Origin of the sequence: Paenibacillus sp. 19GGS1-52 (genome assembly GCF_022369515.1) — a bacterium.
Taxonomy (GTDB): Bacteria; Bacillota; Bacilli; order Paenibacillales; family Paenibacillaceae; genus Paenibacillus_AQ.
In genome coordinates, this window is the sequence record NZ_CP059724.1 from 5801132 (window position 1) to 5812538 (window position 11407).

Below are 11407 nucleotides of genomic sequence, written 5' to 3' on the forward strand. Positions count from 1 at the left end.
CTTATCTGGCCTTAAAGTTGTCAAACCATCTGGCATAACTGCCGCTAGTAGGTGGCTTATAAACGGTATAACGACCCGTTCCCAGCTGTTTGGCACTGTACATGGCTGTATCCGCTTCTTTAAGTAACCGGGAACGCTCAACCTTGCCATGACTCATAGTAATACCTATACTGGCCGAGACAAAGAGATTATGCTGCTCCAACTGGTATTGGGTAGTCGTTTTCTCCAGAATCCGCAAGGCAAGCTGCTCGGCTTCTTTTTGGCTGCAATGCTTGGCGACAATCACGAATTCATCACCGCCCACTCGGAAGATGTGCCGCTTCCCTTTGCTGGAGAATTGGCTCAGCTTGCCTCCGACTGCCTGCAGCAGCAAATCACCTACGTGGTGGCCCAGGCTGTCATTGATCGCCTTAAAGCGGTTTAGATCCAGGAATAGAACGGCCAGCTGTTCATTTTCCTTGCAATGGTCCCAAAAGTGATCCATGCCATTTTTATTCAACAAGCCCGTTAAAGCATCTTTATAAGCCAGCTCTTTCAGTTGATCTCGTTCCGCCTGTAATATCCGCAAGCGATAGAACAGGAACAACACAATCACCAAAGTCAAACCGTATACCAGCAAAGGAAACAATAGATTCCCTTCAGCCAGTCCATACCCTTGAAGTGACAGTATGCCTAGCAAATGCATCGACCAAACTCCTGCACAGACTACAATAATGACGAAGCTGGTGCGCATGGCTCTGGTTCTTGGAGATTTTGAGGAGATGTCGCTTAATAGCCAAAAAACTGAATAAACAGTTACTGCTGCGATGAGAATTGAGCATACCGTCAGTATATAATGTTGGACTTCTTCCATCTTTCATTCGCACTTCCTTTTTGCAGGAGAATATGTTCGTTAGATAGGAAAGTGCCCTTCTAATCCCTAATCTACTAATAGTATGTGACCCGTCTGAAAATGACAACTACCAAGTATTCTAAGCAACTGTATAATAGTCATACTCTCATTAATGCTGCTGTTAGAAGAAAGGATGAGCAAAATGGGCAATAGGCATTGGATAGGGTTTGATCTCTCCACCTTCTGGGAGGATTCGGATTATTTCACTAGTCCCGGCCCGGTTACGGCAGAAATCATCTTGAATGCGGAACAGCTGCTGGGCTATAGGCTTCCGTCCTCTTATATTGAACTAATCACTAATAAAAACGGGGGCAGCCCGCTTAATGACTGCTTTCCTACGCTCACCTCAACTTCCTGGTCTGAGGATCATATTGCGATCTCGGGAATTTGCGGCCTCGGCGGACAGTGGGGTATCGACTCGGATGATCTGGGTAGCCGCTTTATGATCGAAGAGTGGGGTTATCCCAACATTGGGATTGTGGTCTGTTCCTGCCCGTCTGCAGGGCATGATGCTGTAATGCTAGATTATCGGGAATGTGGTCCGGATGGAGAACCCTGCGTCATTCATGTTGACGTTGAGGTAGATGATGAACCAAGGATTACTTTTCTGGCGCAGGATTTCGAAGCCTTTATTAGAGGGCTGATTAATCAAGAGGAATATGATAACTAGGAAGAAACTAAGCTGCTGAAGCAGCCGGAACAGTAAACAGCCAAAACAAACGGCCTGTCACTCCTTAGAGTGGCGGGCCGTTATTTGTTGCATGTTCCAACCGCGAACATCCATATAAAAATGTGCATCAATTACCAATCCTTAGGTATAATGGAATAAATGCTTATCTGAATATGGAAAAAGAAACAGGAGGACACACATGGATAGTTCTAAAGTTGAACAACTTCTTGAGGATGACTTCGTAGGTTTTTGGCCAAGATTGCTGATTTCGCTAATTGACGGGGCTATACTTATAGGTCCGATCTATCTACTTAATCGATGGGCAACATCTCTAGTGAATACGTGGCATTCGGAAATACCTATTCTTATCCCTTGGCTAGTCTATATAGTCTATTATGTATATTTAGTTTCTAAATTTGGGGGAACCCCAGGCCGTTTACTGCTGAGAACAAGAATTATTGATGCAAACGGGAATTATCCAACGATAACTCAGGCGCTACTCAGATACGGGTTTTACATTATAAATTTTCTCTTTACCGTGATAACCACCTTTGCTTCCCACGGGGCAGACCAGATCACTGTGCTGAATTTCTTGATGACCTGTGTCTTCATCATAGATGGGCTATTTATTATTTTCATGGTCCGCAACCAAGCGCTCCACGACAAGATGGCCGGAACCTATGTTGTTTATAAGTCGGGGCTGGACTACGCGGAAGCCGTGCATGAGCGTTCATGAAAGCAATATACCCATACATTGAGGTGGCGGAGCATGCCAATACGAACCAAGAATAAACGAAAGGTATGGATGACTTCCGGAGTGATTTTGGCCTCTGCCCTTCTGTTCTACGCATTTATATTTGTGAATGATAAACCGGGTGGATTAGCAGATTGGCGGATGTCACGCTATATGGGACTAAACGGTATAATTCAAATCCCCTTAGGCAAGACCCCTGAAGACGCTGTTCAACAGTTTCGAAATTATCCATCGATGCAAGTCATTCACCGAGAACCTGTAGACGGGGGCATTCTTCTATTCATTAAGCGATTTTATCAAAAAGATGGAAAAGATCTTCAAGTAGAGTATGCTCGAAAAACATGGCTCGGCTGGAAGTGGGGTTGGGGTGGGGGATATGGCATCGGTGGATCTTTACAAACTAAGGCTGCGTTAAATTACATGAGCATACCTGAAGTAGAAGGGATCTTAACGCCTTTCCCGATAGTGTTCGGGGATGTGCTTAATCCATCGATTAACAAAGTAACCGTCGAGATCAAGGGCAAGGACACAGGTAACTATGAAGCAAAATTGACTGACCTAAACATTGAGAACAGGATCTGGTTCGTCTTGCTCCCCTCGGCAGATTACACTTCTTTTGAGATCAAAGGATTTAATGCAGAAGGGAAACTTATAGCTTATAAAACAGTAAGCGATCTGCGAGACAGTGGTTCGATAGATCTTAGTGATTAATCAGATCGGAAGATAGATTTTTGAACAAACAACTTCAAAGGAGTTTCCGGTAATGAAGAAAATCTCAATGATCCTCTTTTTCATCTGCTTTATTGTAACGGCTTGCAACTCAGATACAGTCGATACACCTCGCTACGAAGGCAAAAGCCTAGTAATTGGCCTTATAGGAGACGCTCCGAACGTAAGAGAAAAAAATGTGGACTTCAAACAAATAACATTTAAGCAACTAGAGGATCTTTCACCCGACTATGACGCCATTTTCATTATGAAGGAGTATCTAAGTGAGGCTGCAACTCAGAAATACGCAAAGGTATATAAAAATGCCGGGATTCCTTTTTTCTTCATAGAGACTACGAAATCATATCTCCCTTTTATAAACGAAGAACTGTCTTATGAAGACGCTCCAGATCTTTCATCAGATACCTATGCCACAGGCTACTATCAATCGGATAAGGAATTTCAATATTGGGGTTATGGGTTATACAACGATAAAGTGAATGAATCTAGTATTGCGGATGTCTACACACGAATTTTTACAACGATGGAGTCCTTGGAAAAGTAACAATTATTTCATAGAATGGGGAGGTTAAAGCATGCTTTACGTGGTTAGACACGGGCAAACCGATTTGAACAAAGAAGGAAGACTTCAAGGAAGACTCGGTTTGCCCTTAAATGAATATGGGATCCAGCAAGCGGAACGTTTAAGAGATCATCTAAAAAACATAAAATTCGATTATGTTTTTTCCTCTCCACAGGAAAGAGCTATTCAAACAGCGGAGATCGCCACGGGTGCAAGCGCAATAATTGATCGGAGATTGGATGTTTTTGATTTAGGTGAAGCTGACCGATTATTAAAAGGTGAAGTCAAAATGGTCGGAGTCGTTCCTGATTCTAGTGTGTATAAAGGCGTTGAAGAAATCCCTAACTTTATGAATAGAGTGTTTGCCTTTATGCACAACCTTGAACGTGAATATGGATCTACAAAAGTGAATATTCTCGTGTCTGGACACAGTTGTACAACGGGGTGTATTGGGGCTTATTTTGAAGGTATCCCTGAAGATCAGAATATTCTAAGATTCTCCTGCGATAATGGACAATATAAAAAATATATGTTCCAATCAACTTAGATTCACGAGATACTTGGTTAGACACACACTAATAAAAGAATGAGGGATACTATGAATGAGTTCGTGTTCAAACAACTGGAATTTATACGCCAACTAACAATCAAGGCTGTGGAGGGAATATCAGAAAGCACTCTAGATATTATTCCAGAAGGTTTTAATAACAACTTGAGATGGAATTTGGGACATATTTATTTGGTTCAAGAGAGGTTTGCCTTTCATTTTGCTGATGAGCCTATGCACTTACCTGAGAACTTTACTCGATTATTTGCTAATGGTACCAAACCCGCCGATTGGAACGAAGAAACTCCGACGCTTGAGGTATTACTTGCGATGCTAGCAGAGCAACCCAAACGTATTCAGGAATCCTTACATCATCGCTTAGAGGAACCAGTGAACAATCCATTTACAACAGGCAGTGGTTTAACTTTAAGTACGGTAGGAGAATTCTTAAGCTACACTCTCTATCATGAGGGGATGCATTTTAATACGATAAAACTATTAAAACGATTCGCAGGTTAATGCCATCCTTCCGTAGATTTGTCCCGCTTTCAACTATTTTGATTAGCGTGAATTTGTGCCTCTAATTCGGCCAATTTCACGCTTTTTTAGTATTTACATGAGAATAATGCTGTTAATTCTACCATTTTGGGCCGAATACACCCTTCCTCACTGATTTAGAGGCATAAATGTCAGTTAAATCACTTCCACAACTTTAATTTCCTTAATTAACAGCAAAAATGTATGCTAAATTCAAAACTCTGGTCTCGGCGCGACGAGGAATTCCGGTTCCGGTTCTGATTGCGGTTCCGATTGCGGTTAGGTTAGGTCGAGTTCAGGTTCCGATTCGGGGGTAGGGGCGGAGGTGGAGGTTCCGAGGTTCCGAGGTTCCGAGTTCCGCCCCCCTCATTTCCGATAATCCTTCGGCGTACAGCCGGTAACTTGCTTAAAGATACGACTGAAATAGAATTGATCTGGGTAGCCAACCCGTTCTCCCACTTCTTTGACCGATAGGCTGCGCTGGTGGGTTAGCAGGTACTGTGCCTCGCTGATCCGCAGTGCCAAGAGATGCTTCGAGGGCGGATCTCCCGTGTGTTTGATGAATATTTTGCTGAGGTAGGAGGCGTTGAAATTGAATTGTTTGGCGATTCTCTCCATGCTCAGCTCCTGATCAAAATGATCGCGAATATAACGCTGCACCCTCGCTACAATTTCTTCACCTGGCATGCCTGGCAGAAGGACATCCTCCAGATTAGGCTGCAGGCCCGATCGCTCCTGTTCGATTTCCTCATGAACGGATGACAGCACCCGTCTGAGTTCATGCTCCGAAATCGGCTTAAGCAAATAATCATTGACGTTATATTTCAGCGCCTGCTTGGCATATTCAAATTCCGCATAACCACTTGTGATGATAGTGCGGATACGCGGATATTTCAGGGAAATCGTCTTAATCAGCTCCATTCCATCCATGATCGGCATCCGAATATCCGTAATCAGCAGGTCCGGCTGCTCCTTACGGATGAATTCCAGCGCCTCCTTGCCATCCTGAGCGGCAGCAATTACTTTGATTGTACTGTCCAGGCTCTCTATCTTCCTGACCATATTGTTGCGGATGAGCTCCTCGTCTTCGGCTACAATGACCTTAATCTCCCTCATGTTGTCCACCTCTTCCCTAGATGCTTCCTCCAATAGTTACAGCTGCTCCACCCGTCGAAAGATTATGAATACTGAACTGCGCCCCGTCACCATAAGTAAGCTTCAGGCGGATGTAGATATTCAGCAGTCCCATACCGTCAAGCTGCAAGGCGGGAATATTATGGTTCTTATCCATTTCTGCAATTCTGGAATGAAGCCGCTGGAGACTGTCTGCTGAGAATCCAGGTCCATTATCGGACACCGTTACACTCCAGCTGTTACCTTGCAACTGGCCTGTAATTCGGATGTCCCAAGGCGGCTCAAACTGTGTGGCGAATTTAAGCGCATTCTCCACCAGTGGCTGGACGATTAGCTTAGGAATCTTAAGATCAAACATCTCTTCATCCACATCGAAGGAATACTGGAGCTTGCGGCCATGGCGGATACTGTTGATTTCCAGATATTTGTCGGTATGCGATAGCTCGGTCTGCAGATTAACAGAGGACTGGTCAGACGAGAAGTAGCGCAGGAAATCCGACATGTTCTCGGTCATGGCAATGATTTGCTGATTCATATTCTCCTCGGCCATGACATGAATGGTGGCAAGTGTGTTGTACAGAAAATGCGGATTCATCTGGGATTGCAGCGCAACGAGCTTCGCCTGCATTTCCTGAGATTGGGCGAGCAGCGACGTCTCCATGGATTCCTTCAGACGTTCGCTCATTCTTAAGAAAGACCAGTGCAGCTGATCCAACTCATTTAAGCCGCTGTTCAACTCCATGGACGGTGATCTTCCCGAGCCTAGATTATCCGGCCGAATGCTGCGGATCGTACGGTGAATTTTCAGGATAGGCTGAGTTATTTTTTTGGCCGCAACAAAAGAGAGCAGAATTGCAAACAACAGCAGAAAGATCGCCAGCAGCACTATTTTTTGTGTAAAGGAATTAAGTGGAATAAAAAGCTTGTCCTCGGTCACAATAATGACCGTATTCCAGCCTGTATAATCGGAATGCTGGAAGGAGAGCAGCGCTTTCTCGCTAGTTAGGGGATCAACATAAAAGGAATGACCTTCCCCCTTGGCCTGGAATTGCTTGGAAAGATTCATTTCATACTCATACTGCGTGGCGGCGGCATTCAGTGGGAAGATGATGCTGCCTGATTGATCGTACACTAGAATTCGTTCCTGATAAGTACTGCGCTGAGTGTAGTTAATAATGCTCTTCAGGATCAGATTATAATATTGCTTCACTTCGACAATGCCCATCGGTGAGTTATAGGTATCCAGAAACAGCCGGAACATCGAGATCGTATACTGGGGATCTTTTATCGAAATATATTTGGAAATCGATTTATCCAGTATCGGACCTTGTATATACTTACCTCCGTCCAGGGCCACAACCGGTTTATACCAGGGCTTCTCTCCAGGAACGTAAGCGCTCTCACTATTATCAAAACCATTGCCATATACTTTTCCGGTTAAGTCATAGAGATATAGCTGCTCCACCGGACGTGAGGGACCAATCGCAGCGGTGAGGATATCAGCTAGTTCCTTGGCATACTCCCGGGAAGTAGAAGGCACAGGCATTTCGGAGCTTTCCTGCACCTTCACTCCACCCTGATCAGATAAATATTTCTTGAACTGATCCTTGATCAGGCCAGAATAAATCACATTAAGCGATACATTGTTCATCTTCTGAATTTCCGAATCGGTCTGTTCCTGCAAGGACTTACCCATATTCACAATATAACTAGTAGCATTCGCACGCAGCAAATTCGACGACCAATGGTAGAACCACAGGACCAGCACAGTAAACACCACAATAATGATCAGAGAATAGGTCATAAACAGCACAGACTGTATATTCTTGAATTTATTCCGCATATGCTCCTCCAGCTAAGTAGACTAGATATTCAAATGCTCCACACTATTGTAAAGCTCGCAGTGCCAGACATCATCTGCTTGGGTAATTCGGGTAATTGAGGTATTCTTCAGAAACTCGCTTACATCTAATTCAGGAATTAAGCCCTTAAGGGTGCTGCGCAGAATTGCGCCATGACTAACCACCAGTATCTTCGCTCCAGGATGCTTCCCGGCGATTTCTTTAATCGCTTGGCTGCCTCTTAGCAGACCTGCTTCAAAGCTTTCCAATCCCAGCTCCAGACTCTTCCATTCACTCCCCCAACGCTCTACACGTTCAGTTTCCAAAGTACCTTCTATTAATCCACCGCTCATCTCCCGAATCCCCGGAACCAGGCCTGTTATTTCAATGCCCAGTCTTGTGGCAATCACCTCTGCCGTTTGTTTTGCTCGCAACAGATCGCTTGAATAGATGAAATCCCACTGTTCTCCGCTAAGTCTCTCAGCAATCGCCGCTGCCTGCTGCAGTCCTTCTTCATCCAAAGAATTATCGGTATGCCCCTGTATGCGGCCTTCTTTATTCCAATATGTGCTGCCGTGCCGAATGAGTCCAAATGTTGTCACTGTGCTAACCGCCTTTGTATGTTAATAGATTGACGCCTCTTTTCATTCAGTTATATGATAGAATCGCCTAAAGATGGAGTATATTGAAACATTATACATCCTAATTTTCAGCTACATGCTGCTGCAGGTCAAAGGAGATTACGTTACTTATGCGAAAAATGCTGATCCTGCTCTTCCTCACTGTTATCTTGAGTTTGTCTGGCCTATCTTCCGGCCAATCCGCTGCGGCGGCCCTTCCCAAAAATAACGTGTATATGGATAAAAGCAATCATTCCTACATACCGCTGCGTTTCCTGACTGGATTTGGCGGCATACAGACAGAGTGGAATGCGGCCACTAAAGAGATCAAGATCTCTTTAGCAGATGTTTCTGTCACTCTTACTGTAGGCCAGGCCACCGCATCCGTCAACGGCAAGCCTGTTACGATAAGCGAGCGGGCTTTTAGTGAGAATGGAACTACCTATGTTCCACTGTCCCTGATCTGCCATTCATTGGGTATCATGCTCACTTGGAATACGGATAGCTCATCGTTAACCTTAACAAAAGGTGAGGACAATTCCACACTGCCTGTACTTAGCGGTTCGCTTCTCAAAGCAGATTCCCCAGCAGTGGTCAGTGCTAATAGAACCTTTAAGATCGGCAGTCGCAGCTTCAATGTTCAGACCGTGACGATATCCCTTCTCCATCCCACAATCAGTCTGGATGTCGTACTGGCAGGCAATACCGTAGGAAAGGTAGAGACGCTAGGCAGTCTGGCCAAGCGCAGCAGCGCTATCGCCGCGATTAATGGCACGTTCTTTAATGCCTATACTCAAGAAGATTATAAGGCACCTTATGGTTATATTGTCAGTGGAGGTAAGCTACTGATGAACAGCTCCGGGGACCGCCGGACCATTTTTACGATTGATAATAACAATCTTGCTGAGCTTATCCCCGGTCTTGATTTCAATAACCGTTTCGCAACGGGTTCTATTAAGACTAGTCTTCAGGCTGGCCCCCGCTTGTTAGTGAATGGCAAGGTAGCGCTAAATGTCGCTGCTGAAGGCTTCAAAGATGCCAAGATTCTGACTGGAGGAGGTGCCCGCAGCGCCCTTGGTCTGACGCGTGACCATAAGCTGATTCTCCTGACCTCAGGTGGAGCCACCATCCCTCAGCTAGCTGAAATTATGAAGCAGGCGGGTGCCTACCAAGCTATGAATCTCGATGGCGGCGCATCGAGTGGACTCTACTATAACGGGAAGTATTTGACAGCTCCCGGACGCCTGATCAGCAATGCAATTGTCGTTAAGGAGTGATCACATGGAAACGATTCTAATCATTGAGGATGACGCCAAGCTTGCGGGCCTGCTCGGTGCTTATCTCTCTAAATATGACTTCAACACCATTCTGGTGCAGGATTTCAATTCCGTGCTGGAGACCTTTAAAGAGTGCTCTGCTGACCTGGTATTGCTGGATGTGAATCTGCCCCGATATGACGGCTTCTATTGGTGCCGCCAGATTCGCAAGACCTCAATCTGCCCGATTCTGTTTATTTCGGCTAGAGACAGCGGAATGGATCAGGTAATGGCCCTTGAGAACGGTGGTGACGATTATATCACCAAACCTTTTCACTACGAGGTCGTCCTGGCCAAAATCCGCAGCCATCTCCGCAGAGCCTACGGCTCTTACGCACAGACCCAAGAGGAACGCACTCTGCATTCAGGAGGCTTGACCCTTTATCCCGAACGGTATGTCATCCAAATCGCTGGGCAATCTGCCGATCTGACGCAGAAGGAAGCCATTCTGCTGGAGGCACTAATGCTGAAGGAAGGACGCGTCGTTACTCGTGAGCGGCTACTGGATCTCATGTGGGAGGATCAGCATTTTATTGATGACAATACCTTAAACGTCTATATTACCCGTGTTCGCAAGAAACTCAAAGATCTCGGCCTTGAAGACCTTGTGGAAACGGTAAGAGGCGCTGGCTACCGACTGAGTATTTCCAGCGAAGCGACATGAAGCTGTTCTGGAAGGACCAGGTTTCGCTGCTCCTCTTTTACCTACTCCAAATGCTGCTTGTTCCGGTGCTGTATTGGCTAGCTGGTGAACATAGACCAATCGCAATCGTGCTGTACGGAATGGCACTCAGCAGCGTAATTCTCTTGCTGTACCTTGGATTCAGATACGTTAAGCATTATAGATTGTTCGCCAGATTAAGTTCGCCCGTTCCTATGGTCGAATATCATTCCATTCCCCTTGGGGATGCCCCACTACCCGAAGCGGTATATGAACATCTGCAGATCATAGAGCGTAAATATCAAGAACAGCTGAATATGCATGTCAGCCGGATGGATCAGCATATTGTGTTCATCAACCGTTGGGTTCATCAGATGAAGACCCCCCTCTCTGTCATTCAGCTTACGCTTCCGGAGCTTGAGGAAGAGGTCGCCAGCAGTATTCAGGAGGAGCTGGAACGACTGCGCAAGGGACTGGAAATGGTCATTTATACATCCCGGCTTGATCGGTTTGAGGACGATTTCCAGGTCGAGGTCCTGCTTCTGCGCAAAGCGGTGAACGAAGCCGTCTCGGAGAATCGACGCTTGTTTATTCGCCGGGGCGTACAGGTAGATATACAGGTTGACGAAGAAATATTCGTATATAGTGATGCCAAATGGCTGAGGTTCATGCTGACCCAAATCCTGACCAATGCTGTGAATTATACCTCTGGCACTGGCAAAACAGTTACAGTCTCAAGCACGCAGATTGGCACCGATACCGTTCTGAACATTACGGATCAAGGTATTGGCATCTCTCCCGAGGATCTGCGACGGGTCTTCAATCCGTATTTCACCGGTGAACGCGGACGGCAATATCACGAATCAACCGGGATGGGACTGTATCTGGTTCGTGAGATCTGCAACCGACTCGGACATAAGGTGGAGCTGCACTCCCGACCTGGTGAAGGAACTACCCTTCGACTTACTTTTCGCGGTAATCTAGTGCAAGCATTAGGCCCGAACACAGATAGAAATAAGCAGACATGAGGTCAACCAGAGAGTACTGGTTGGCCTTTTTCTTATGTGTGAAGCTGCATGAAGGGGTTATTTCCCACGGCAGAATAAGGAAGCTTAACACTGGGGATAATACACCCACAGTTACC

Annotated in this window: 13 protein-coding genes; 9 read left to right on the plus strand and 4 right to left on the minus strand. The window is 45.7% G+C overall.

Annotation, left to right across the window (positions count from 1 at the left end; translation table 11 throughout):
• Nucleotide 1: 1 nt before the first annotated feature.
• On the minus strand, nt 2-853 hold the full coding sequence (locus H1230_RS26895; RefSeq protein ID WP_239712874.1) for a GGDEF domain-containing protein: 852 nt from the start codon (nt 851-853) through the stop codon (nt 2-4).
• Nucleotides 854-1034: 181 nt separating this feature from the next.
• Here H1230_RS26895 and H1230_RS26900 point away from each other — a divergent pair, with 181 nt between their 5' ends.
• The 6 genes from H1230_RS26900 (at nt 1035) to H1230_RS26925 (ending at nt 4673) form a co-directional block, all read left to right on the plus strand.
• Nucleotides 1035-1562 carry an SMI1/KNR4 family protein gene (locus tag H1230_RS26900; RefSeq protein WP_239712875.1) on the plus strand — a complete coding sequence of 176 codons (528 nt, stop codon included), beginning with the start codon at nt 1035-1037 and terminating at the stop codon, nt 1560-1562.
• Between the two features lie 199 nt (nt 1563-1761).
• Nucleotides 1762-2298, plus strand: coding sequence for an RDD family protein (locus tag H1230_RS26905; protein ID WP_239712876.1), 537 nt, complete (start codon nt 1762-1764; stop codon nt 2296-2298).
• 33 nt (nt 2299-2331) lie between these two features.
• Complete coding sequence (locus tag H1230_RS26910) at nt 2332-3027, plus strand: hypothetical protein (protein ID WP_239712877.1); 696 nt, start codon at nt 2332-2334, stop codon at nt 3025-3027.
• Between the two features lie 52 nt (nt 3028-3079).
• Nucleotides 3080-3589 (plus strand): hypothetical protein, encoded by a 510-nt coding sequence (locus tag H1230_RS26915; protein WP_239712878.1) that lies wholly within the window; start codon nt 3080-3082, stop codon nt 3587-3589.
• A 31-nt stretch (nt 3590-3620) separates the two neighbouring features.
• Nucleotides 3621-4154 (plus strand): histidine phosphatase family protein, encoded by a 534-nt coding sequence (locus tag H1230_RS26920; RefSeq protein WP_239712879.1) that lies wholly within the window; start codon nt 3621-3623, stop codon nt 4152-4154.
• 51 nt (nt 4155-4205) lie between these two features.
• Nucleotides 4206-4673: a DinB family protein gene (locus H1230_RS26925; protein WP_239712880.1), complete on the plus strand. Its 468-nt coding sequence runs from the start codon at nt 4206-4208 to the stop codon at nt 4671-4673.
• A gap of 384 nt (nt 4674-5057) precedes the next feature.
• Here H1230_RS26925 and H1230_RS26930 read toward each other — a convergent pair whose 3' ends face one another.
• From H1230_RS26930 to H1230_RS26940, 3 genes are read right to left on the minus strand one after another with little or no spacing between them, the layout of a single operon-like run.
• On the minus strand, nt 5058-5807 hold the full coding sequence (locus H1230_RS26930) for a response regulator (RefSeq protein WP_239712881.1): 750 nt from the start codon (nt 5805-5807) through the stop codon (nt 5058-5060).
• Between the two features lie 16 nt (nt 5808-5823).
• Nucleotides 5824-7668 carry a sensor histidine kinase gene (locus H1230_RS26935; RefSeq protein WP_239712882.1) on the minus strand — a complete coding sequence of 615 codons (1845 nt, stop codon included), beginning with the start codon at nt 7666-7668 and terminating at the stop codon, nt 5824-5826.
• A 21-nt stretch (nt 7669-7689) separates the two neighbouring features.
• Nucleotides 7690-8268: a histidine phosphatase family protein gene (locus H1230_RS26940; RefSeq protein WP_239712883.1), complete on the minus strand. Its 579-nt coding sequence runs from the start codon at nt 8266-8268 to the stop codon at nt 7690-7692.
• 149 nt (nt 8269-8417) lie between these two features.
• Here H1230_RS26940 and H1230_RS26945 point away from each other — a divergent pair, with 149 nt between their 5' ends.
• Genes H1230_RS26945 through H1230_RS26955 form a run of 3 tightly spaced genes read left to right on the plus strand, consistent with a single transcriptional unit; the run spans nt 8418 to nt 11291 of the window.
• Nucleotides 8418-9563 (plus strand): phosphodiester glycosidase family protein, encoded by a 1146-nt coding sequence (locus H1230_RS26945; RefSeq protein WP_239712884.1) that lies wholly within the window; start codon nt 8418-8420, stop codon nt 9561-9563.
• Nucleotides 9564-9567: 4 nt separating this feature from the next.
• On the plus strand, nt 9568-10266 hold the full coding sequence (locus H1230_RS26950) for a response regulator transcription factor (RefSeq protein ID WP_239712885.1): 699 nt from the start codon (nt 9568-9570) through the stop codon (nt 10264-10266).
• Nucleotides 10263-11291: a sensor histidine kinase gene (locus H1230_RS26955; protein WP_239712886.1), complete on the plus strand. Its 1029-nt coding sequence runs from the start codon at nt 10263-10265 to the stop codon at nt 11289-11291. The genes H1230_RS26950 and H1230_RS26955 overlap by 4 nt, the downstream gene beginning before the upstream one ends.
• The last annotated feature ends 116 nt before the right edge of the window (nt 11292-11407 follow it).

What these genes read in the sequence shown, in the direction of transcription:
- H1230_RS26895 (WP_239712874.1), bottom strand. Translation starts at nt 853, where the DNA reads ATGGAAGAAGTCCAACATTATATACTGACGGTATGCTCAATTCTCATC.
- H1230_RS26900 (WP_239712875.1), top strand. Translation starts at nt 1,035, where the DNA reads ATGGGCAATAGGCATTGGATAGGGTTTGATCTCTCCACCTTCTGGGAG.
- H1230_RS26905 (WP_239712876.1), top strand. Translation starts at nt 1,762, where the DNA reads ATGGATAGTTCTAAAGTTGAACAACTTCTTGAGGATGACTTCGTAGGT.
- H1230_RS26910 (WP_239712877.1), top strand. Translation starts at nt 2,332, where the DNA reads ATGCCAATACGAACCAAGAATAAACGAAAGGTATGGATGACTTCCGGA.
- H1230_RS26915 (WP_239712878.1), top strand. Translation starts at nt 3,080, where the DNA reads ATGAAGAAAATCTCAATGATCCTCTTTTTCATCTGCTTTATTGTAACG.
- H1230_RS26920 (WP_239712879.1), top strand. Translation starts at nt 3,621, where the DNA reads ATGCTTTACGTGGTTAGACACGGGCAAACCGATTTGAACAAAGAAGGA.
- H1230_RS26925 (WP_239712880.1), top strand. Translation starts at nt 4,206, where the DNA reads ATGAATGAGTTCGTGTTCAAACAACTGGAATTTATACGCCAACTAACA.
- H1230_RS26930 (WP_239712881.1), bottom strand. Translation starts at nt 5,807, where the DNA reads ATGAGGGAGATTAAGGTCATTGTAGCCGAAGACGAGGAGCTCATCCGC.
- H1230_RS26935 (WP_239712882.1), bottom strand. Translation starts at nt 7,668, where the DNA reads ATGCGGAATAAATTCAAGAATATACAGTCTGTGCTGTTTATGACCTAT.
- H1230_RS26945 (WP_239712884.1), top strand. Translation starts at nt 8,418, where the DNA reads ATGCGAAAAATGCTGATCCTGCTCTTCCTCACTGTTATCTTGAGTTTG.
- H1230_RS26950 (WP_239712885.1), top strand. Translation starts at nt 9,568, where the DNA reads ATGGAAACGATTCTAATCATTGAGGATGACGCCAAGCTTGCGGGCCTG.
- H1230_RS26955 (WP_239712886.1), top strand. Translation starts at nt 10,263, where the DNA reads ATGAAGCTGTTCTGGAAGGACCAGGTTTCGCTGCTCCTCTTTTACCTA.